Source organism: Sphingobium sp. (genome assembly GCF_049304695.1).
Taxonomy (GTDB): domain Bacteria; phylum Pseudomonadota; class Alphaproteobacteria; order Sphingomonadales; family Sphingomonadaceae; genus Sphingobium.
The window spans coordinates 85,187-107,158 of sequence record NZ_JBAQOK010000016.1 but is presented as its reverse complement, the minus strand read 5'-3'; the positions used below and the strand labels follow the sequence as shown (position 1 = coordinate 107,158).

The 21,972-nt window shown below is 61.5% G+C and carries 22 protein-coding genes, 1 tRNA gene and 1 pseudogene; 7 read left to right on the top strand and 17 right to left on the bottom strand.

Features of this window, described 5'->3' with window-relative positions; translation table 11 throughout:
• From WA070_RS02270 to WA070_RS02260, 3 genes and pseudogenes are all read right to left on the bottom strand, one after another.
• Positions 1-148: pseudogene (locus WA070_RS02270) on the bottom strand (IS5/IS1182 family transposase); the annotation flags it as partial.
• Positions 149-320: 172 nt separating this feature from the next.
• Complete coding sequence (gene purC / locus WA070_RS02265) at positions 321-1,109, bottom strand: phosphoribosylaminoimidazolesuccinocarboxamide synthase (protein ID WP_422632595.1); 789 nt, start codon at positions 1,107-1,109, stop codon at positions 321-323.
• 133 nt (positions 1,110-1,242) lie between these two features.
• Positions 1,243-2,139: a LysR family transcriptional regulator gene (locus WA070_RS02260; RefSeq protein WP_422632594.1), complete on the bottom strand. Its 897-nt coding sequence runs from the start codon at positions 2,137-2,139 to the stop codon at positions 1,243-1,245.
• A gap of 91 nt (positions 2,140-2,230) precedes the next feature.
• Between WA070_RS02260 and WA070_RS02255 the strand changes: the two genes are divergently transcribed.
• Positions 2,231-3,010, top strand: a complete 780-nt coding sequence (locus tag WA070_RS02255; RefSeq protein WP_422632593.1) for an SDR family NAD(P)-dependent oxidoreductase — start codon at positions 2,231-2,233, stop codon at positions 3,008-3,010.
• Between the two features lie 47 nt (positions 3,011-3,057).
• Here the strand turns inward: WA070_RS02255 and WA070_RS02250 are convergent, their stop codons facing one another.
• The 4 genes from WA070_RS02250 to otsB all read right to left on the bottom strand — a co-directional run bounded on the left by WA070_RS02250 (position 3,058) and on the right by otsB (position 7,288).
• Positions 3,058-3,198, bottom strand: coding sequence for a hypothetical protein (locus tag WA070_RS02250; protein WP_422632592.1), 141 nt, complete (start codon positions 3,196-3,198; stop codon positions 3,058-3,060).
• A gap of 38 nt (positions 3,199-3,236) precedes the next feature.
• Positions 3,237-4,649 (bottom strand): alpha,alpha-trehalose-phosphate synthase (UDP-forming), encoded by a 1,413-nt coding sequence (gene otsA, locus WA070_RS02245; RefSeq protein WP_422632591.1) that lies wholly within the window; start codon positions 4,647-4,649, stop codon positions 3,237-3,239.
• Positions 4,646-6,424 (bottom strand): glycoside hydrolase family 15 protein, encoded by a 1,779-nt coding sequence (locus WA070_RS02240; protein ID WP_422632603.1) that lies wholly within the window; start codon positions 6,422-6,424, stop codon positions 4,646-4,648. The genes otsA and WA070_RS02240 overlap by 4 nt, the downstream gene beginning before the upstream one ends.
• A 99-nt stretch (positions 6,425-6,523) precedes the next feature.
• Complete coding sequence (otsB, locus tag WA070_RS02235) at positions 6,524-7,288, bottom strand: trehalose-phosphatase (protein ID WP_422632590.1); 765 nt, start codon at positions 7,286-7,288, stop codon at positions 6,524-6,526.
• A 253-nt stretch (positions 7,289-7,541) separates the two neighbouring features.
• On the opposite strand from otsB, the gene parC reads away from it, so the two are divergent.
• On the top strand, positions 7,542-9,869 hold the full coding sequence (parC, locus tag WA070_RS02230; RefSeq protein ID WP_422632589.1) for a DNA topoisomerase IV subunit A: 2,328 nt from the start codon (positions 7,542-7,544) through the stop codon (positions 9,867-9,869).
• Positions 9,870-9,950: 81 nt separating this feature from the next.
• A complete protein-coding gene (locus WA070_RS02225; RefSeq protein WP_422632588.1) occupies positions 9,951-11,705 on the top strand; it encodes a putative bifunctional diguanylate cyclase/phosphodiesterase in 1,755 nt (584 codons plus the stop codon).
• On the opposite strand, the gene WA070_RS02220 is transcribed toward WA070_RS02225, so the two are convergent.
• The 4 genes from WA070_RS02220 to WA070_RS02205 are packed head-to-tail and all read right to left on the bottom strand — an operon-like array spanning position 11,669 to position 14,599.
• Complete coding sequence (locus tag WA070_RS02220) at positions 11,669-12,877, bottom strand: CCA tRNA nucleotidyltransferase (RefSeq protein ID WP_422632587.1); 1,209 nt, start codon at positions 12,875-12,877, stop codon at positions 11,669-11,671. The two genes, WA070_RS02225 and WA070_RS02220, sit on opposite strands and share 37 nt — an antisense overlap.
• Positions 12,858-13,469: a CoA pyrophosphatase gene (locus WA070_RS02215; RefSeq protein WP_422632586.1), complete on the bottom strand. Its 612-nt coding sequence runs from the start codon at positions 13,467-13,469 to the stop codon at positions 12,858-12,860. Before WA070_RS02215 ends, WA070_RS02220 begins: the two co-directional genes overlap by 20 nt.
• Complete coding sequence (locus WA070_RS02210) at positions 13,466-14,044, bottom strand: DUF1285 domain-containing protein (RefSeq protein WP_422632602.1); 579 nt, start codon at positions 14,042-14,044, stop codon at positions 13,466-13,468. Before WA070_RS02210 ends, WA070_RS02215 begins: the two co-directional genes overlap by 4 nt.
• Positions 14,045-14,086: 42 nt before the next feature.
• Entirely contained in the window at positions 14,087-14,599 is a 513-nt protein-coding gene (locus WA070_RS02205; RefSeq protein ID WP_422632585.1) for a GNAT family N-acetyltransferase, read from the bottom strand.
• Between the two features lie 132 nt (positions 14,600-14,731).
• Between WA070_RS02205 and WA070_RS02200 the strand changes: the two genes are divergently transcribed.
• The gene (locus WA070_RS02200) at positions 14,732-15,115 is read left to right on the top strand and encodes a dihydroneopterin aldolase (RefSeq protein WP_422632584.1); all 384 of its coding nucleotides are present in this window, start codon (positions 14,732-14,734) and stop codon (positions 15,113-15,115) included.
• An 18-nt stretch (positions 15,116-15,133) separates the two neighbouring features.
• Here WA070_RS02200 and WA070_RS02195 read toward each other — a convergent pair whose 3' ends face one another.
• On the bottom strand, positions 15,134-16,081 hold the full coding sequence (locus WA070_RS02195; protein WP_422632583.1) for an isopenicillin N synthase family dioxygenase: 948 nt from the start codon (positions 16,079-16,081) through the stop codon (positions 15,134-15,136).
• A gap of 100 nt (positions 16,082-16,181) precedes the next feature.
• Here WA070_RS02195 and WA070_RS02190 point away from each other — a divergent pair, with 100 nt between their 5' ends.
• Both WA070_RS02190 and WA070_RS02185 read left to right on the top strand, forming a co-directional pair.
• Positions 16,182-16,589, top strand: a complete 408-nt coding sequence (locus WA070_RS02190) for an EVE domain-containing protein (RefSeq protein ID WP_422632582.1) — start codon at positions 16,182-16,184, stop codon at positions 16,587-16,589.
• 151 nt (positions 16,590-16,740) lie between these two features.
• Entirely contained in the window at positions 16,741-17,022 is a 282-nt protein-coding gene (locus tag WA070_RS02185) for a hypothetical protein (protein ID WP_422632601.1), read from the top strand.
• A gap of 62 nt (positions 17,023-17,084) precedes the next feature.
• Here WA070_RS02185 and WA070_RS02180 read toward each other — a convergent pair whose 3' ends face one another.
• The 5 genes from WA070_RS02180 to WA070_RS02160 all read right to left on the bottom strand — a co-directional run bounded on the left by WA070_RS02180 (position 17,085) and on the right by WA070_RS02160 (position 21,618).
• Positions 17,085-17,387 (bottom strand): glycine zipper 2TM domain-containing protein, encoded by a 303-nt coding sequence (locus WA070_RS02180; protein ID WP_422632581.1) that lies wholly within the window; start codon positions 17,385-17,387, stop codon positions 17,085-17,087.
• A 745-nt stretch (positions 17,388-18,132) separates the two neighbouring features.
• A tRNA-Thr gene (locus tag WA070_RS02175) sits at positions 18,133-18,208 on the bottom strand.
• Between the two features lie 32 nt (positions 18,209-18,240).
• Positions 18,241-19,098, bottom strand: coding sequence for a hypothetical protein (locus WA070_RS02170; RefSeq protein WP_422632580.1), 858 nt, complete (start codon positions 19,096-19,098; stop codon positions 18,241-18,243).
• Positions 19,095-20,411, bottom strand: a complete 1,317-nt coding sequence (locus WA070_RS02165; RefSeq protein WP_422632579.1) for a replication-associated recombination protein A — start codon at positions 20,409-20,411, stop codon at positions 19,095-19,097. The genes WA070_RS02170 and WA070_RS02165 overlap by 4 nt, the downstream gene beginning before the upstream one ends.
• A gap of 28 nt (positions 20,412-20,439) precedes the next feature.
• Entirely contained in the window at positions 20,440-21,618 is a 1,179-nt protein-coding gene (locus WA070_RS02160) for a glycosyltransferase family 4 protein (protein WP_422632578.1), read from the bottom strand.
• 125 nt (positions 21,619-21,743) lie between these two features.
• Between WA070_RS02160 and WA070_RS02155 the strand changes: the two genes are divergently transcribed.
• Positions 21,744-21,962 (top strand): DUF2945 domain-containing protein, encoded by a 219-nt coding sequence (locus tag WA070_RS02155; protein WP_422632577.1) that lies wholly within the window; start codon positions 21,744-21,746, stop codon positions 21,960-21,962.
• Positions 21,963-21,972 lie beyond the last annotated feature (10 nt).

Sequence of the window (21,972 nt, the reverse complement as noted above, 5' to 3'; positions counted from 1 at the left end):
TCTGCCGGTAATCCCAAACTGGCGGACGACCGAGCTTCGAACGCGGTGGGAGCAGCGGTTCCAAAATCGCCCATTCCGCGTCAGTCAGATCACTTGGCAAAAGCAGTTCGGCTCTGGCATACTGCCGACGGGTGGTGTCGGTCCACATGTGTCACTCCGTCGTCGTTTCGCAACTCCGACTGAATCACATCTCGCTGATATCACCCAACTTCTTTTTCGGTCAGCCTCTGAACAAACATAAAAAAGCCGGCAGCAACCCAAAGTCGCCACCGGCCCATATTTGTCTCACTCATCCAAGCCCAAAGGCCCGAAAAAGCCGATCAGCCCTCTTCCTTCTCACGCTTCTTACGATGCGTATCCAGGTCCAGAACCGTCGTGTCCAGCCCTTCGGGCAGCAAGCCCAATCGGCGCGCGACTTCCTGATAGGCTTCGACTTCGCCGCCCAGATCGCGGCGGAAGCGGTCCTTGTCCAGCTTTTCGTTCGTCACCGAATCCCACAGGCGGCACCCGTCCGGGCTGATCTCGTCGGCCAGGATGATGCGGCTGTAATCGCCGTCGAACAACCGGCCAAACTCCAGCTTGAAGTCGATCAGGCGGATGCCGATGCCCGCGAACAGGCCGCACATGAAATCGTTGATGCGGATCGCCATGTCGGCGATGTCGTGCATCTCTTCCTGCGTGGCCCAACCGAAGCAGGCGATATGTTCCTCGGAAATCAGCGGGTCGCCCAGCGCGTCATCCTTGTAACAATATTCGATCAGCGTGCGGGGCAGTTGCGTGCCTTCCTCGATGCCCAGCTTCTTGCTGAGCGATCCGGCGGCGACGTTGCGCACCACGACCTCGATCGGCACGATCTCGACCTGACGGACCAGCTGTTCGCGCATGTTCAGGCGACGGATGAAGTGCGTGGGCACCCCGATCTGGCCCAGCAGCGTGAAGATATGCTCGGAAATCCGGTTGTTCAGCACGCCCTTGCCGGAAATCGTGCCCTTCTTCTGCGCGTTGAAAGCAGTGGCGTCATCCTTGAAATATTGGATGATCGTGCCCGGTTCGGGGCCTTCATAAAGGATCTTTGCCTTGCCTTCGTAAATCTGGCGGCGACGGGCCATGCGCGTTCCTGTCTGGTCAAAAATACTGCGCCCCGGCGACACGCGAATCGATGAGGATCAGCGGGTGCCGGGGCTGCTCGGCTGGCCCATAAAGCAAAGTGGGCAGGGGTGCAATTGGATGGGGCAGCGCGACTTATTCCGCAACAGTCATATGCGCGTCCAGAAAATCCAGAAACGCCCTGATCCGCACCGAAGCCCGGTTTTCCGCTGCATAGAGCGCATGAATATCCTCGCCATCGCCCGGATTATGGTCCGCCAATATCTCGACCAGCCGCCCGGCGGCTAGATCGCGCGCGACATGAAAGCGCCCGTGCCGCGCTATGCCGCCGCCCGCGACCGCCATCTGGCGCACCACCTCGCCAGAATTGCCGAAGAACATGCCCTGCACCGGCCTTTGCACCACGCGCCCGTCGATGCGGAATGGCCAACTGTCCACCGACCGGCGGAAACTGAAGCGCAGGCAATCATGCGCGTCCAGATCGTCCGGCGTCACGGGCTTGCCGCGCCGCGCCAGATAATCGGGGCTGGCGACCAACGCCATGCGGCTATGCCCCAGCTTTTTGGCGCGCAGCCGCGTATCGCGCAGCGGCCCGATGCGTATCGCGATGTCGGCGCGCTCCTCCACCATGTCCACGATCGCATCGGTCAATGTCAGGTCGATCGTCACGGCAGGATATAGTGCGGTGAAGCGAGGCAGGATCGGCAACAGACACGCTACGCCAAAGGACGGCGACGCATTGATCCGCACCATGCCGCGCGGCTCGTGTCCATCCTGCCCCAGGCTGCTTTCCACGTCCTGCATGTCGCCCAGCAAGGTGGCCATTCGCGCGCGATAGGCGATGCCCTCGCTCGTCAGCGCCAGCGCGCGGGTCGTACGCCGCAGCAACGCCACGCCCAGCCGTCGCTCCAGCCGCGTGATCGATCGGCTGACGGCCGATGGCGTCAGGCGCAGCGCCTTGGCCGCCGCCGCGAAACTGCCCTCGCTTGCGACCATCAGAAACGTCTCTATGTCGCCAAACCGGTTATCCATGATTTGAAATCACTTCTGAAATGATGAAGTGCTTTCTAATCATCAATCGGCAAATGTCTATCTTGGGTCCATCACATCGAAGGGAACGCACATGGACCTCAAACTCACCGCCAAGATTGCGATCGTCACTGGATCAACCGCCGGCATCGGCCTCGCCATCGCCCGCCGTCTGGCGCAGGAGGGCGTCGCCGTCACCATCACTGGCCGCAGCCAGGCCAAGCTGGACGCCGCAGCTGCGGACATCGGCCTGCCAGTCAACTCCGTGCTGGCGGACCCGGCCACGGCGGAGGGCGCCGCCGCGCTGATCACTGCCGTTCCCCGCACCGACATCCTCGTCAACAATCTCGGCATTTACGAGGCGAAAGCATTTACCGACATCACCGACGACGACTGGCACCGCCTGTTCGAAGTCAATGTGGTCAGCGGCGCGCGCCTGTCGCGCCATTATTTTCCGCAGATGCTCGCGCAAAACTGGGGCAGGGTGATCTTCATCGCCAGCGAAAGCGGCCTGCTGCCGCCCGCCGAAATGATCCACTATGGCATGACCAAATCGGCCCAGCTTTCCATCTCGCGCGGCCTTGCCGAACAAACGCGCGGCACCGGCGTCACCGTCAATAGCGTGATGCCCGGCCCGACCCGATCGGAAGGGATCGTGGATTTCATCCGTTCCGTCGTCGATAACAAGGATGCCAGCGAAGCCGATCGCGAGACGGAATTTTTCACCAAGCTGCGCCCGCTTTCGCTCATTAAGCGCCTGATCGAAGCGGACGAAGTGGGTGCCATGGTCGCCTATCTCGCCAGCCCGCTCGCCGCCGCCACCAACGGCGCGGCCGTGCGGGTGGAGGGGGGGATCATTCCGACCATAGCCTGACCGAAATCGCCCGCCGCCTTGCAAAGAAAAGCGGCGGGCATCGACCGTTACAGCACGTCACCTACGACAAGCCACACCAGTGCGAACCACGCGATCAGGCCGACCGCACCGAATATCACGCCCGACCGCGCATGGATTGCGGACCACAGACTGCGCGGCTCGTCATCATCATGATCCATTGGCGTCATGATGGTGCAATAGCCATCCGCGCGCACCTGCTCAACCGCTATCCCGCCGTCGTCTCGACCTCCGCCTCGACCGACATGTCCGCCCGATCCACCGCCATCAACCGGCTGGTAAAGGCCTGCCGCCACCAGCTGATGTCCTGCGTCTCCACGCTGTCCATCATCGCGCGCCAGCGCCGCTTGCGCTCGTCCAGTGGCATGGCGATAGCCCGGCTGATCGCGTCAGACATCTCCTCCGGGCTATAGGGGTTGATGAGCAGCGCGTCCTTCAACTGCATCGCCGCGCCCGCAAAACGCGACAGGATCAGCACGCCCGGATCGTTCGGGTCCTGCGCCGCCACATATTCCTTCGCCACCAGATTCATCCCGTCGCGCAGCGGCGTCACCAGCCCGATCTTGGCGCTGCGATAGATGCCCGCCAGCTTGTCGCGCGGATAACCCTGATTGACGTAGCGGATCGGCGTCCAGTCCACATCGCTATATTCCCCGTTCAGCCGCCCGGCCAGCGAATCGAGCGTCGCGCGGATCTGCTGATAACTCTCCACCTCGCCTCGTGAAGGCGGCGCGATCTGCGTCAGCAACACTTTGCGATGCTGTTCGGGATGGTCCTTGAGGAACCGGGCATAGCCGTTGAACCGCTCCTCCAGCCCTTTGCTGTAATCCAGCCGGTCGACGCCGACGATCATCGTGCGGTCCTGCAACGAAGCACGCACCTGCTGCCCCATGGCTTCAGCCGCATCGCTGGTGGCGGCCTCCGCAAATTCCTGCGCATTGATGCCGATCGGGCAGGCGATCGCCTGTATCGTGCGGTCGCCCACGGTCACGAAATCGCCGTTCACCGTGCCGCCCATTTCGCGCTCGACATAATGACGGAACGATTCCAGCCATTCCTCGGTATGGAAACCCACCACGTCATAGGCAAACATGGTGCTGACCAGCTTGCTGTGATGGGGCAATGATACCAGCAGGCGCGTGGGTGGCCATGGGATGTGCAGGAAGAAGCCCATCCGGTTCTTCAACCCCTTGTCGCGCAACATCTGGCCCAGCGGGATCATGTGATAATCATGCACCCATATCACATCCTCCGGCTCGATCAGCGGAGTCGCGGTATCGGCAAAACGCTTGTTGACGCGGTTATAGCCGCCCTCGAAATCGCGCTCATATTCGGCCAGGTCGATGCGGAAATGGAACAGCGGCCACAGCGTCTTGTTGGCATAACCGTTATAATATTCGTCGATATCCTGTTCTTCCAGGTCGATCGTCGCGGTCTTGACGCCGTCATCCTCGGCAAAGCCGATATGGCCGGTGAAATTGTCGGTGACTTCGCCCGACCATCCGACCCAGATGCCCCGGCTCTCGCGCAGGGCTTGGGAAAGGGCGACGGCCAGTCCCCCCTGATTGCCGCTTTTACTGGGGCGACTGACCCTATTTGAAATGACTATCAGACGGCTCAACGCATCACGCTCCATGGCTTGCTCAGCAAGACGGCGCAGTTGATAATGCCGACCAACGAGTATGTCTGGGGATAGTTGCCCCATAATTCCCCGGTGTTGGGGTCGATGTCCTCGGACAGCAAACCAGCGGCAGTGCGGCGGCTCAACATCTCCTCGAACAATGTCCGTGCTTCCTGCGTGCGACCCGTGCGGTGCAGCGCCTCGATAAGCCAGAATGTGCAGACGTTGAACGCCGTCACCGGCTCGCCGAAATCATCGGGCGCGCTGTATCGCAACATGTCGTTGCCCCGCCGCAGGTCGGTCTCCAGCGCAGCCAGCGTGCCGATATACATCGGATCGTCGGCGTTCAGAAACCGCAGGTCCAGCAGTTGCAGCAGCGAAGCGTCGCGCGAATCATCCTCGAAATTGGCGGATATGGCGTTGCTTTCGGGCCGCCATGCCGATTCCAATATCTTCGCCTTCATCGTGTCGGCCCGGTTCTGCCAATGCGCCGCGCGCACCGGCAGATCGAGCGCTGTCGCCGCATGGGCCAGCCGGTCGCACGCCGCCCAGCACATCACCGCGCTATAGCTGTGGACATGGGTGCGGTTGCGCAGTTCCCACAGGCCCGCGTCCGGCTTGTCATACACGGCCCATGCCCGCTCGCCCACGACCTCCAGCGCCTCGAAATCGGCATGACCGGCCATGCGCAACAAACGCTGGTCGATAAAGCCCTGCACCGATGACAGCACGATCTGGCCATAGGCGTCATGCTGGATCTGGCTATAGGCCGCATTGCCCACCCGCACCGGTCCCATGCCGCGATAGCCCGGCAGGTTCTGCGCCTCCCATTCGGTCAGCGTCGCATTGCCGCGCACGTCGTAAAGTGGCTGGATATGCCCGCCCTTCGCGCCATCGACGATGTTGCGCAGATAGACGAGATAGGTTTCCAGCACGTCGAGCGCGCCCAGACGGTTGAGCGCCTCCACCGTATAATAGGCGTCCCGCACCCAGCAGTAACGATAGTCCCAGTTGCGCCCGCTGTCGGCATGTTCGGGGATGGAGGTGGTCAGCGCCGCGACGATCGCGCCGGTTTCCTCATGCTGGCACAGCTTGAGCGTAATGGCCGATCGGATCACCGCTTCCTGCCATTCGGCGGGGATGGCCAGCCCACGAACCCAGATGCGCCATTCCTCGATCGTGTCGTCCAGCATCCGTTCCATCGCCGGGCGCAGCGCGTCGGAAAATCCTTCGTCCGGCCCCATGAAGAAATGGATGTCGTCTTCCAGCCGGAACCAGCTTTCCTGCGCGATCAGGCCGATGGGCGCATTGGTCGATACGCGCATCGCCATATAGGACAGCACCATGCGGATATGGTTCGACCCGTAATTGATCGGCACGGCTTCATCGTTCCACGACGTCGTAGGCCGCAGTCGCACCCGCACGCGGGGCGATCCGGCGACCGGGCGCACGATGCGGATGAACGCAACGGGCCGATACATCCGGCCCTTGTGGCGATGGCGGGGGCAGAAATCCAACGTCTCGACCGCATTGCCCTGCGCATCGCTCTGGCGCGTGACCAATATCGGGGTGTTGCGGATATAATGTTGTTCGACAGCGACGCAATTTTCCAGCTCGATGGCCCAGAAACCACGGGCGTCGGGGTCTTCCCATGCCTTGTCGTCCAGCAGAGCGGAGAACACCGGGTCGCCATCGACGCGCGGGACACATCCCCACACCATCCGGCCCGCCCGATCGATCAGCGCAGAGGCCTGACAATTGCCGATCGGCCACAGGTCGAGCGTGCGCTCGTTCCCGCCATGAAGTGTGTCACTGGTGTCGCTGATCGGTCGTCCCCCGGTGGTGAAAAAAAATGGGCGCGTAACAGGGTATGCTCAACCCAGTGTGGCGACCCCCTCGACTAGGTAATGCCTGACCGCTGCAACCTGTTCCAGATTATATGCGGCCCGCGTGGTGCGATAGGGGCCAACCAATATGCCAGCACCGCCCAGTTCGACCGCGACGGCAAAGCCTTCCTCGTCGGTTACATCGTCACCGATGAAGATCGGTACGCCGCCCTCCATCGGGCTTTCGCGCATCAGTCGCGCGACGGCGCTGCCCTTGTCCGCTCCGCCGGGGCGCAGTTCGATCAGCATTTTACCGCGCTGGATCGCCAGTCCATATTGCTTGGCCAGCGCGACGCCCAACGCATCGGATTCGTCGGCAAAGGTCGGATCGCCACGAAAATGCAGCCCCACGCTGATCGTCTTGCGCTCGACCAGCAGGCCCGGCTTGTCCGCGACGAAATCGTTGAACGCCGCTTCCACCGTGTCGATCGCTGTCAGCCTTTGCGGCGCATCGACATCTTCGCCGGGCCGCGCAAATTCCAGTCCATGCGTGCCCGCCATCAGGAAATCGCCAAAGCCCAGATCGCGCAGCGTTGCCACCGACCGCCCACTGACGATTGCCAGCCGCCCGTTCAGGCGGGCGCGCAACGCATGGAGCGTATCCAGCAGCGCTGCATCCACCCGCACATCATCGGGCCGCTCCGCGATCGGCGCGAGCGTCCCGTCGAAATCGAGGAACAGCGCCGCGCCGGACAGCAAGGCGACCGGCGGCGCGGGCAGGGTGATTTGGGATGAACCGAGGGAATCAAGCACCACCCCAAAGTGGCGTCCCGCCCGCAATGCGCAACCCCCGAAACGAAAAATTGCTGCATTTGCACAATCGCGCAAGTGCGTCCGATTCTGGATCGAAATCTTATATATCTAACTGATATATAACGATAATAATACAATTCTGCAGGAACTGGCTAAAGAGCATCAATTCCCACAATCGCGTTTACCTGTGGTCCTCACTCTGGAAAAAGCAAATCCGTTTCCGTTTTGCCCCCGTCCTGCTATCTCACCCGTAATGACCGATTTTCGCGACCCCCTCGACAATATCAAGGACCACCCTTTCGACGCAGCGTTGTCGCAACGCTATCTCGTCTATGCCCTCTCCACCATCACCGCCCGCTCGCTGCCGGACCTGCGCGATGGCCTCAAACCCGTCCACCGCCGCCTGCTCTGGGCGATGCGCCTGCTCAAGATGGAACCGTCGGGCGCATCTCCCGACGTCCTCGTCGCCAACCCGGCGCGCAATAGCACCAGCTACAAAAAATGCGCCCGCGTCGTCGGCGACGTCATCGGCAAATATCACCCCCATGGCGATTCGTCGGTCTATGACGCCATGGTCCGTCTGGCGCAGGACTTCGTGCTGCGGACCCCCCTTGTCGACGGGCAGGGCAATTTCGGCAATATCGACGGTGATAATGCCGCGGCCATGCGTTATACCGAAGCACGCCTGACTCAGCCTGCCGCCGACCTGATGGCCGGTCTGGACGAAGGCACGGTGGATTTCCGCCCGACCTATAATGGCGAAGATGAAGAGCCGGAAGTCTTCCCCGGCCTCTTCCCCAACCTCCTCGCCAACGGCGCCAGCGGCATCGCGGTCGGCATGGCCACCAGTATCCCGCCGCACAACGTCTCCGAACTGCTCGACGCCGCCAGCCTGCTGATCGACGATCCGGAAGCCGATCATGCCGCGCTGATGAAAATCGTCACTGGCCCGGACTTCCCGACCGGCGGCATATTGGTCGACAACCCCGCGCTCATCGCCGAAGCCTATGCCACCGGTCGCGGCGGCTTCCGCACCCGCGCGCGCTTCTCCACCGGCAAGGATGACAAGGGCGTCTGGGAACCGACCGGCATCGAGAAATTGAGCGGCGGCACATGGCAACTGGTCGTCAGCGAAATTCCCTATCAGGTGCAAAAGGGCAAGCTGATCGAGCAGATCGCGGGCATCATCAACGATCGCAAGCTGCCGATTCTGGAGGATATCCGCGACGAAAGCGACGAGACGATCCGCATCGTCATCACGCCCAGAAACCGCAACGTCGATCCGCAGGTGTTGAAGGACAGCCTTTACCGCCTGAGCGATCTGGAAAACCGCTTTCCGCTCAACTTGAACGTCCTCGACGCGACCCACACCCCACGCGTGCTGGGCCTCAAGGCCGTTCTGGTTGAATGGCTAAAGCACCAGATCGACGTGCTGGTCCGCCGCGCGCAAAACCGTCTGGACAAGATCGCCGCCCGGCTCGAACTGCTCGACGGCTATATCATCGCTTACCTCAACCTCGACCGCGTGATCGAGATCATCCGCACGCAGGATGAGCCGAAGGTCGTGATGATGGACGAATTTGCCCTGACGGACCGTCAGGCCGAAGCCATTCTCAACATGCGCCTGCGATCGCTGCGCAAGCTGGAGGAGATGGAGTTGCGGCGCGAACATGCCGAACTCATGGCCGAACAGGATGAGCTGCAAAAGCTGGTCGAAAGTCCGGTCAGACAGCGCACCCGCCTGAAGCGCGACATCGCCGCGATGCGCAAGCGCTACGGTCCCGAAACCGACCTCGGCCGTCGTCGCACATTGGTGGAGGAAGCTGGCCCAACGCGTGAAATCCCGCTGGAGGCGATGATCGAGCGCGAACCGATCACCGTCATCCTGTCCGATCGGGGCTGGATTCGCGCCATGACCGGGCATCGCGATCTGGCCGCTGCCGACACGCTCAAGTTCAAGGAAGGCGACGGTCCACAATTCGCTTTCCACGCCTACACCACCGACAAGCTGTTGCTCGCGACTGCCACCGGGCGTGTATTCACACTGGCGTCGGACAAGCTGCCGGGCGGGCGTGGCTTTGGCGATCCGGTCCGTTCGCTGGTGGACATGGATCAGGAAGGCGCGATCGTCGCCTTCATGCCTGCACGGATCGGCGGCGACCTGCTGCTGGCTTCGTCCGACGGACGCGGCTTCATCGCCGCCATGGCCGACCTCATCGCCGAAACCCGCAAGGGCAAGCAGGTCGTCAACATCCGTGAAGGATCCAAGCTGGCCGTCATCCGCACCGTTCCTGCCGAAGCGGACAGTATCGCTGTCATCGGCGAAAACCGAAAGCTGCTCGTCTTCCCCATCGGCGAAATGCCCCGCATGACGCGCGGGCAGGGCGTCCAGATGCAGCGCTATCGCGACGGCGGCCTGTCCGACGCCATCGCTTTCCGCCTGTCCGATGGGTTGAGTTGGACTATGGGAGGCGAAACCGGCCGTACCCGTACCGAAAGCGACATGACCCCATGGAAGGTCGCGCGCGGCGCGGCCGGACGCATGCCCCCGACCGGCTTCCCGCGCGACAACCGCTTTTAACCGCCGCGCCTTCCGCCTTTTGTCTCATCGCTAAACATCGCGTTTTCAGAAAATTTACTCCTGAGCGGTAATAGCAGGCACATGGAGTCCACCTCTGCGCATAGCTGGCCGGTAGCAAGGACCAGATGTCCCACCTCTGCGGAACAGGGGGACGTGCATCGTCACGACATTGGTCAGGACGGCGAGTGGCTAGATGCGCTGGGGCAGGTCGCAGCCATTTTTGCCGTTCAGGATCAACAGATACTGATGGTTCGCGGCAATGCGCGTTTCGTGCAGGTGCAAAGCGATCGGGCCGAAAATGGCGTTGGTCCGATCATCATCGATGCGGAGTGGAAGAAGCATTTCTGCGAGTTTCGCGAATCGGATCGCCCCCATGTGAATTTCGAACTGCGGCGCGACGGAAAGCTGGGCCCGGAATATTTTTCCTGCGCCTTTGGCCGATTGAAGGGAGCATCAGGCGGTGACGATTTGTATCTCTTCACCGCGACGGATCGCACCAGCGAGCGCACGATCGAAAAAAACCTTCGCCGCGAACTTCTGTCGGACGGCCTGACCGCGCTGCCCAACCGCACCGGCTTTGGCGAAAAGATTGATGACCGGCTGGCCAACGCCCACTGGCCCGACCAGGCGCAATTCGGCATCATCGCGATCGACCTTAGCCGGTTCAGCCGTGTCAACGAATCGCTCGGCTCCATGGCGGGGGACGAATTGCTCATCACCGTGGCAAAGCGTCTGAAGTCCAGCCTGCGTCAGGGCGACGTCCTCGCCCGGATCGGCGGCAACGACTTTGCAATTTTCGCGCGTCTCAACAACGGCCTGTCCGATGCGCTCCACATCGTGCAGCGCATCAAGGAAGCATTGGCATCCCCCATCCGTCTGTCCGATCTCCAGATCCGTGTGGATTGCGCCATCGGCTGCGCCCTGTCGACCAGCCTGACCGACGATCCCGAAGATGTCGTGCGCAAGGCGCAGGCGGCAGTGAAGATCGCCAAATGCAGCGGCAAGGTCGAAATCTACCGCAACGGCGTGCTCAAGGAAGCACAGCGCCGTTTTTCGATCGAAAGCCGCCTGCGCGACGCCCTGGCCCATGGTGGCCTCACGCTCGCCTATCAACCCCTGATCCATCTCCACACCGGGGAGATTACCGGGTTCGAAGCGCTGGCCCGCTGGAATGATCCCGATCTGGGCAACGTCTCGCCTGTCGAGTTCATCGCCGTGGCCGAGGAAAGCGGTCTCATCACGACGCTGGGCCGCTGGGCCGCCTATGAGGCCGCGCAGGCGCTCTCGCGCTGGGATTCGCGCTTTGGACAGGCTTTGCCAATCAGCGTTAACGTCAACCTGTCACCGATTCAGATGGCGCGCGACGATGTGGCGTCGATGTTCGAAGAAGCGCTGCGTTATTCAGGAATCGCAGGCAACCGCATGACTGCCGAACTGACTGAAAGTGCCATCGTTGCGGATCCTGACAAGGCACGCAAACTGCTCTTCGCGCTCAAGGATTTGAAAATGTCCATCGCGATGGACGATTTCGGCACCGGCTTTTCCAATCTTGCCAGCCTCCACAGCCTGCCAATCGACATTTTGAAGATCGATCGCAGCTTCGTGACGTCCATGCTTCAGGATCGGGACAAGATGATCATCGTCCGCACGATCCTGTCGCTTGCCGAATCGCTCAATCTGCGCGTGACTGCGGAGGGGATCGAGACGCAGGAACTGGCTCATGCGCTTCAAACCATGGGCTGCTGGCAGGGGCAGGGCTATCATTTCGCGAAGCCGATGAATGAAGCCGACGCGTTCGATTATTGGCGTGCCCGCTGGAATTTCGAAACGATCTGATCGGCGATCGTCGCGACCCTGCCAGCATCGGGGAAGCCTTCCTCGACCCACATCCGCTGCACCTCATGCAACGCCTTCGCCACGTCGGGGCCGGGTGGCAAGCCACGCTCAATCAACCCGCCGCCGCCAATCGGCAAGGCAGGCGGCGTCCAGCCAATGATGGCGGTCAGGTCCGACAAAGGCCGCCGTCCGTCGAGCAACAGGCGATCGATAGCCCCTTCCACACCAACGCGATAAGCCAGAGCGCGGGGCGTTTCATACTCTGCATCATCCAGGGCTATGGTCAGCCGCTTGCGTGCCTTTTTCGACAGCTTCAACCGCGCGCCGATGGCGTCTGCAACAATCGGATCGGGCGGCAGCAGGGCGGCGAGGCGGCGCAGAGGTGCAACCGCAACACCGGCTTCCCCTTCGCGCGTGATCAGTGTTTGGAGGCGCGCAATTCCATCGCCATCGACCTCAGGCAAAACCGCGCGCAGAATATCGCCATCGACCATCAGGCGTAGCGCATGAACAGGCGCTGCAACGCCGATCAGCTTGAGCAATTCGTCGGCAATCCGCTCACGCGACAAGGCCATCAAATTGTTGGCGGCGGCCCGGCAGGCGGCATAAGCCGCGTCGTCCAGAGCATCACTGCCATATCTGGCGAGGAAGCGGAAATAGCGCAGGATGCGCAAATGGTCCTCGGCAATGCGCGCCGTGGCGTCCCCGATAAAGCGCAGTCGCTTCGCAGTCAGATCGTCCAGCCCACCAAAATAATCCGTCACCGCCAGCGTCAGCGGGTCTGCATAAAGCGCATTGATCGTGAAATCGCGCCGCGCCGCATCTTCTCGCCAGTCATCGGTATAGGTGATGGTCGCACGGCGGCCGTCAGTGCTGACGTCACGGCGCAGGGTTGTTATTTCCACGGGCCAGCCGCTGATGACAGCGGTGATCGTGCCATGATCAATGCCCGTTGGCACCGCCTTGATCCCCGCAGCCTTCAGCCGATCGACCACATCATGCGGGTTGATTGTCGTCGCGATGTCGAGGTCGTTGACCGGCAGGCCCAGCAAACCGTCGCGCACCGCGCCACCCACGAAGCGCACTTTGCCCTCCGCCGCGCCAAGTGCTTCGAGCAAGCCGTCCAGCCCCGGACGATGACGCCAGGAAGCGTCAGGCAGCTGAACGGTCATGGCCCAGCCTGCGCGACAGATTGGCGAGAATGGCAGCAGTAATTCCCCATATGCGACGGCCCTGCCACATGATTTCGTAAAAATGGCGCGTCGCACCCGCAAATTCAATTTCCTGCCGCACCCGATTCGCCGGGTCGAGCGCAAAGGCCAGCGGCAGTTCGAACCAGTCGGCGACCTCCGCCTCCTGCGCGCGCAGCGGCAGGTCAGGCGGGATCACGGCCAGCACCGGCACAATGTCGAAGCCGGTGAAGGTGTGATAGCGGTCGGTTACGCCGATGATGTCCGCCACATGCGGGGGCAGGCCGATCTCTTCCTGCGCCTCCCGTAAGGCGCCGGCGATCTCGTCGGCGTCGCCGGGATCGACTCGTCCGCCGGGAAAAGCGATTTGCCCTGCATGTTTGCGCAACGTGTCCGCCCGCATGGTCAGGATCAGGCCCGGTTCGGGCCGATCGGTGATCGCGACCAGAACGGCGGCAGGGGCCAGCGCTATGTCACTGTCGATGCGCGGGTCGCGTATGTCGGACAGCGGCACCCGATCCGCGCGACTATGCCCTTCCGCCAGCGCCGCGCGCAGCCGCTCCGCCAATATCATGCTTGTCCGTCCAGCGGGAAAAATCGACCTTGGCTCCACAGGCCGACACGAGGCGTGTCCATGGCATCGCTATCTTCCAGCGCCAAGTTCATCATCTCATAATAAACGCTGCGCACGACCAGCGCCTCCAGCCCACCGCGCACATGCAGATAGGGATGGGGCCCATCCGCCGTCTCGCGCACGACGATGGGATTGTCCGGGCCAGCCGTCACCAGATCGCCCGTGTTCAGCCGAAATGCCAATGCCCGGCTGCGATCTTCGCCTTCACTTTTTAATTCGACTGCGACGAAAGGTGCATCCTCTACCGCGATGGTCAATTTCTCGACCGGCGTGACCAGAACGTAGCTGCCGTCCGCTTCACGCCGCAATATGGTGGAAAACAGGCGCACCATCGCCTCGCGCCCGATCGGCGACCCCTGATGAAACCATGTGCCGTCGCGCGCGATCCGCATTTCGCTGTCGCCGCAATGATCGGGATTCCACTTGTCCACTGGCGGCAGTTTCTTGTCCGCCAGCAGGCGGGCTATATCGGCAAGCGAAAGGTCGGCGAGATTGGGGATCGGGTCCATCGGCATGGTCATGCAGATAGGGTCGTGTCGCCCGATCGCAAAGGGCTTTCAGGCAGGCCAAGCGATTCTGGGGCCAAGCATGCCCATGCCGTCCACCGGGCGGCCATCGACCGACAGGGCCAGCAGCCGCCGCGGCTCGAACGGGCCGGGCGCGGCCCAGCCGCCCGTGCCTTCTGCCGAAAAGCCCCAGAAGCGGCCATAATATTCCGGATCGCCAATCATCATCAGCGGTTCGGTCGCCTGCGCCCTGGCAGCGGCGATTACCGCATCCATCATCGCGCGGCCATGGCCGCCGCTCTGATGCGCGGGATCGACCGCCACCGGACCAACCATGATCAGCGGCAACTGCGTACCGTCTGCCCGTGTCAGCGCCACGGGCCAGCTTTGCAACGAGCCGATCAGCTCGCCATCTTCGTCCAGCATGGCGAAGGAGAGGGCCGGAAGCCAGGGCATCGCATCGCGGATCAGATAGGCCGTGCGTCCGTGGCGGCCCAAGCCAAAGGCAGCATCGAGTAACCGCTCGATCGCGTCGGCGGGCTGGCTTTCCAGTGGCACCATCATAGACACGTCTTGCCGATCCGCCGTCAATGGCGCATGGACCGCGCCGGGAGCGCGGGATTTAGCGTCCGGCTCGCAAAATGAAAGACTAAACTGGCCCTGTCTGACGGCAGGACGAGCGACATGTGGCGGATCATGCAGACTGAATTTGACGATTTTCTGACGCTGGAGGTCAACAACCTGCACGTCGATGTGCTTACCGGCATTTACTCGGAGGAAACCCACCTACCGCAGCCGCTGCGCATTTCCATTCGCGCGCGGTTAAAGATCGCCGACCATTATGATCCGGCAACGCCGCTGTCGCACTCCAAAAATTATATGGATCTCAAACATGCGGCATCGACGGCTTTGCCCGACGGACTGCATTTCACCCTGATCGAAGCGGTCGCCGATCACATCATCGACACCATTTTCCTTCAGGGCGACAATGTCACCCATGTCGAGGTGAAGATCGTCAAGCTCGCCCTGTCCGAACGGGGCGAGGATATCGGCATCACGCTGGGTCGCGCACGCAGATAATCCCGCGCCGTTCGGTGATCAGCCTTTTTTGATCAGCCCGATCTCGATCAGCCGTTCGGTCAGATAATCATGCGCGCTGATTGGCGGATCACGACGCGGATTATTATCGCTCACGCACTGCGGCAGCGCGTCGATCATGAAATCGGGGCGCAGATGCAGGAAAAACGGCATGGAATAGCGCGAATGGCCGCGTCGTTCTGGTGGCGGATTGACCACGCGGTGGCTGGTCGATGGCAGCACATGGTTGCTCAACCGCTGGAGCATGTCGCCGACATTGATCGCCAGCGCGCCGGGCGGCGGCACCACCGGCAGCCAGTTGCCGCTCCGGTCCTTCAGTTCCAGCCCGCCTTCTTCCGCGCCCAGCAGCATCGTGATCAGGTTGATGTCCTCATGCGCGCCCGCCCGAATGCCCGGTGCTTGCGGCGATACGGGTGGATAATGCAGCAATCGCAGGATGGAATTGCCGTTTTCGATCGGGCCGTCGAACCAGCGTTCCTCCAGCCCCAGATAAAGCGCAATCGCCGATAGCAATTCCGCGCCCACGCGGTCGAACTCGGCGTAAAGGCTGGCGAACACCGATCGAAATTCGGGCATGTCATCGGGCCAGACGTTCGCGGGCATGGTGTCATTCAATGGGTCGCCGGGCGACAGGTCGCGGCCCACATGCCAGAACTCTTTCAGGTCATTCTCGCTCGCACCCTTGGCGATTTCCGTGCCAAACGCGGTATAGCCGCGCTGGCCACCGTTGAACTTTGCGTCATAGCTGCGCTTGACTGCTTCGGGCAGGGCAAAGAAGGCACGGGCCTGCGCCCATCCTGCATCGATCAACCGCTGATCCATGCCGTGATCGCGGACCATGGCAAAGCCGAAGCGTTGAAAGGACTCGCCGAACGCCTGCGCGAAATCGCCCTTGCTCATGTCCGCCAGGGACAGGACCGGAACCTGATCCAGCACTATTTGCGACACGTCTCTATTCTCCATTATGTATAGGCAGGGAACCGTTATCCCACCGCCCGTCGATGAGAGCATTCTTGATCGCGCGGGATCGCTGATGCAAGGTTGCAGCATGAACTATTGGCTGATGAAATCGGAACCCGACGTCTTTTCCTACGACGATCTCGTCAAAAAGGGGAAGGGCGAATGGGACGGCGTGCGCAGCCATGCGGCGCAGGGCCATATGCGCGCCATGCGCAAGGGCGACCTGTCCTTTTTCTACCATAGCAATATCGGCTTGGAAGCCGTTGGCATCATGAAGATCGTCGAGGAAGCCGCGCCCGACAGCACGGACGATACCGGCAAATGGATTGCCGTTCACGTCGCACCGCATGAAAAGCTGGCAAAACCAGTGACGTTGAAGGCGATGAAAGCCGATCCCAAACTCGCCGATATGGTCATGCTGCGCCAATCGCGCCTGTCTGTCGCACCGCTGACCAAGGCACACTTTGATCATATCATCGCTATGTCGAAGGCTTAAGCGGCGCGGGTCGATACGGTTGCGTTACACGCAATTGTTTCTGCGCTCTTTGCGTTTGCCGCTCTACCGCATCGCAGCATAAAAGCGTCTCAACAGAACAAGAATATTCAGAGGTGTTTGATCGGCATTCACAAGGAGTTTACCCATGCGAATGCTGTCGAAATTTGTTGCCACCGGCGCTCTGAGCGCCATCATCGCTATTGCCGTGCCTGCCCAGGCTGAAGAGACTGGCAAGCAGCGTTTCACGCACGAAGGTTATACCTATGTGTATGAAGTGAAGGAAGCCAAGGGTGGCAAGGTCATCTCGGGCCGTCGCTTCCCCGACGCCGTCGCGTTCAACCTGTCCGTCAAGGACGGCAAGGTTTCGGGCGTATCGGGTGGTCGGTCCGTAGCGTTCAAGGAAGACGAAGCGCGCGGGGCTGCCTCTAACTGAGGCTCAAGGCCTTACGGCTGAAAAAAAGGGCGGCTTCCAGATCGGAAGCCGCCCTTTTTCAATCAACGGCAGGTGCGCTTGCTATCGATCGCCTTGCCGAGCAGCGCGCCGCCAGCAGCACCCAGAATGGTGCCGGTCGCGCGATCGCCACGCGTATCGATCGCACGGCCAGCCAGTGCGCCGCCCACGCCGCCGACAATCAGACCGGTAGTCCCGTTGGACTTGCGGCAGTAAGTCCGGCCATCACGACCGCGCCATTCCTTATAACGATGATTCTTGCGAGCCTGCGCACCATCAGTGGGAATAGCCATCGATACCGGAACGGCCAGCGAGATGGCGGCCAGGGCGAGTAGGGCGTTACGCATGAATATCTCCTCCAATTGCGTGTTCAACGCTTGAACCCCTATATCTTGATGCAAGTTGCATGAACCTTCCACAACGATGTAAAATATTGATTTTTCGTAATAATAATTCGCTTGCGGAGCGGTACAGCCAGTTCCTCCGGGTCAGGCCCAATAGGCGAAGAATAGTTATCCACACTTATCCACAGCTTTCAGTGGCGTCGCCCTTTCTAACCTGTCGATTCCGCTTTGTGCGACTCGGAATCGGTGACACCTTCTGTCTATCGAAGCATCATGGAGCGGAGTGATCCGGTTCAAAAACCCAAGGGAAACCAATGGTTTGATTGAGGCTTCGTTGATCCGCCGAACGCGATGCCTGAACGGGCATCAGTGGCCGACGGGTGGGTCTGCAGAGGCCGTTGCCGGGTACGCGCGAAAGTGAACGTCGGGCATCGGACGCTGGGGACCAAAGCCGGGATGGCAGCCCTTGGCTAAAACCCGGTCATGCCGATGGAGCAGCCTTTCAGGCTGGTGCATGGCACATCGCCGGGCCGATGATCGCCTCTCCACCAGAGAAGCGGATCGCATGACCCGACGGAAGTGGGGACCGGCAGCAATGTCGGCCCCCATTTTGTTTTATGGCGGAACTGGCTTCTTGGCCTGCGCTCGAACATGTCAGGGTTGGCAAATCCGAACGACCGCTTGAGCTTATACTCAGAAAGCCACGATCGCGGAAGCGACCACCCGGCGCGTAAGGGTGAAAACATAATGGTGCCGGCTACAGGATTCGAACCCGTGGCCCCCTGATTACAAATCAGGTGCTCTACCAACTGAGCTAAGCCGGCCCGCCCTAAGGGCTAGGTCCACGCCCTTACTATCAGATGACGCCGAACGTCCAGCCCTCTGTTGCGGCAATATGCGGTGTGAGGGCTGCCGGTGTCCAAAGTCGTTCATTATCAGCGACGGCGCGCATCCATGCAGCGGCGACGATGGCATCGGCGCCATGATCGTCGGGTGGGTCGCCATGGTGCGGGTCTGTGCCCAGGGCAGATAGTGCGGTGTTGAGGGCGCAAAGATCGCGCATCTTGCTGCGTCCCTTGGCTCGCCCGGCGGCGCGGGCGGCAATGGTCGTGTAAATTTCCACGACCAGCGATCCGTCCGACGGCACGGGATCGAAGGGCCACACCGGCACGCGATCCCGCACCCGATGAAGCAGGCGCATCCCGGCAAAGCTGGCCTTGGCCACCTGCGCTGCGCCGATCGCGTCATAGACAGTGGATGCCTTGCCGCCGCCGCCTGCATTATAGAGCGCTTCGCACCGCCGGTTGTGCATGAATCTTGCCTTCACGCCGTCCGCCTTGCCGAAATAGAAATGCGGTCGATGGGCTATTTCCAAAAGGCTCCCCGCGCCCAGATCCACATCATCGCACAGCCAATCGACATAGGCCCAGAACGCAGGCGCAGTGTCGGGCACGGCTTCGCCCGGCAGGTAGGAACCACGCGCCACGAAGGGAGGTGCGAAACTGAAATCGAACCCGTAGAGCGTCGGCACATCCCCGGCGGTTTGGATCAGCCAGTCGGCCACAGCAGTCCGCGACCAGACGCCATCGGGCGGCGTAAGCAGGCGGGGCGTCGCCTGTCCGGCTTCACATAGAGTAATGGCGATCCCTTTATGCCGCGCGCCCTTAGCTCCCGACCAGTCAATCGCGGCGAAGCGCGCGAACCGGGGCTTCATTCCTCCCGACGATCCGCGCGCAGTCGGTCCCAATGCGCGATCCGTTCGGCAATCCGCGCTTCATAACCGCGATCCGTCGGTGCATAGAAAGACTGCGGCGCCATCTCTTCGGGCCAATAATTTGCCCCCGAAAAGCCATCCGCTACATCATGATCATATTGATAGCCCTTGCCGTATCCGACATCCTTCATCAGCTTCGTGGGCGCATTGAGAATGTTTTGCGGCGGCATCAGCGACCCGGTGTCGCGCGCCGATTTGAACGATGCCTTCATCGCCACATAGGCGGCATTGGATTTGGGCGCGGTGGCGCAATAAAGGCACGCCTGCACGATCGCGACTTCGCCCTCTGGGCTACCCAGAAAATCATAGGCGTCCTTGGCGGCGAGGCACTGGACCAGCGCCTGGGGGTCGGCGAGGCCAATATCCTCCGCCGCAAACCGCACCAGTCGGCGCAACACATAAAGCGGCTGTTCCCCGGCCGTCAGCATCCGCGCAAGATAATAGAGCGCCGCTTGCGGATCGGACCCCCGCAGCGATTTGTGCAGGGCGGAAATCAGATTGTAATGCCCCTCCCGATCCTTGTCATATACCGCGACGCGGCGGTGGAGCAGGGCAGACAGGGCGGCAGGATCGAGCGGAGCAGGGATGTCGATCGCATAGAGCGTCTCGACCTGATTGAGCAGAAAGCGGCCATCGCCATCCGCGCTCGCGACCAGCGCCTCTCGCGCAGCGGGCGTCAGGGGCAGGGGGCGACCGGTCAGCGCCTGCGCCCGGTCGATCAGTTGGTCCAATGCGTTCGCATCCAGCCGCCGCAGGATCAACACCTGCGCGCGGGAAAGCAATGCGGCGTTCAGTTCGAAACTGGGATTTTCAGTGGTCGCCCCCACCAAAGTCACAGTGCCGTTCTCGACAAAGGGCAGAAAGCTATCCTGCTGTGCGCGATTGAACCGATGGATTTCGTCCACGAACAACAATGTCTTGTCACCGCGACGGCCATGTTCCTTGGCAGCGGCGAAGACTTTCTTGAGGTCAGCGACGCCGGAAAACACGGCAGATATCGGCTCGAACCGCATGTCCACCGCGTCGGCCAGCAGGCGCGCTATGGTGGTCTTGCCCGTGCCCGGTGGCCCCCACAGGACGATGGATGACAGCCGCCCCGCTGCAACCATCCGCCCGATCGCGCCATCCGTGCCGGTCAGATGTTCCTGTCCCACCACGTCGGCCAGCGCGCGCGGGCGCAACAGGTCGGCCAGCGGAGCGTCGGCAGGCGTGATGTCGGTCAGCGCGGTGTCGGGAGCAAAGAGGTCAGCCATTATTCCCGATATAGGATGGATGGGGCGTTTAGGGAACGGGGCTGGATCGGGCGACGATGCCCTGTTCGCGATGGCGAATGACCCGCAGATAGGTATCGACCAGCGCCTGGTTCACCTGATCCCATCCATTATGTTCCGCCCGCGCCTGCGCCGCCGCGCCCGCCTGCGCACGCAAAGCCGGATCGTCGCAATAATCCTGCAACGCATCGGTGAACGCGCCGATCGCGCCGGGGCGAATCAGGCGTCCGGTCAGCCGATCGGTCAACAGGCTTTCGCTGCCGGTCGCGCGTGCCGCCACGGTGGGGAGGCCGCACGCCATCGCCTCCAGCGTGACGTTGCCGAACGTCTCGGTGACTGACGGGTTGAACAACATGTCCATGCTGGCGACTGCGCGGCCCAGATCATGGCCTTGCTGGAAACCGGTGAAGATTGCGCCGGGCAGTCGATGCTGGAACCAGTCGCGGGCCGGACCTTCGCCTACGACCAGAACCTTGTGCGGCACCTGCCGCGTAGTCAGCTGGTCGATCGTGTCGGAAAAGACGTCCAGTCCTTTTTCCATCACCAGCCGCCCGATAAAGCCGATCGTTGGCACATCATCGGCAATCCCCGCCGCGCGCCGCCATGCCAGATCGCGCCGACCGGGGTTGAATATGTCGCGGTCTATTCCCCGCGTCCATATGCCGACGTCATAACTCATCCGCTGTTCGCGCAGCAGTTGCGCCATGGATTCCGAAGGCGCGACGATCGCGTCGCAACGCCGATAGAAGCGCCGCAGCATGGATTCGATCAATGGCTCCAGAAAGGCGAGGCCATAATAGCGCGGATAGGTTTCGAAGCGCGTATGCACCGATGCGACGGTCGGCAAGCGATGCGCCCGCGCCCAGCTGAGCGCCCGATGGCCCAGCGGGTCGGGGCTGGACAGATGGACCAGATTGGGGCGGAAGGCAGCAAGGTCGCGGCGGACCCGCAGCGACATGCGGTAGGGGACACGATATTCCTTGCGCCCCGGCACGGGAAAGGATGGTGTGCTGACCAGATCGCCTGTGGGTTCGAACGCGGGCGTATCTGTCGTGGGCGAATAGACGCGCACCTGCGCACCCTGCCGGATCAGATAGCCCACGAACCGGTTAAGCGCCTGATTCGCGCCATCGCGGACATAGTTGTAATTGCCGCTGAACAGCGCAACGCGAAGGCCGGTAGCATCCATCTGCGCCCCTTAGCCCATAGAAAGGCAAAACCCAAGGGAACCGGTCAAGCCGTTGGGAATTATGCGATTTGTTAAGACGAGAGACCGGTCGGCGCGGTTGCGCCCGAAAATGGAGAGGATGCCCCATGGCCCAGACATTCCGAAAAGGAACACGGGTCAAATGGAATTGGGGACAGGGCGTCGGCCGGGGACGCATCGTCGAACATTTTGAACGCCATGTCGAACGCACGATCGAAGGATCGCTGGTCCGTCGCAACGGATCGGCGGACGATCCGGCCTATCTGATCCATGTCGATTCTGGCAGCGAGGTGCTGAAGCTGGGTTCGGAACTCAGCGAAGCATAACTACTCTGTC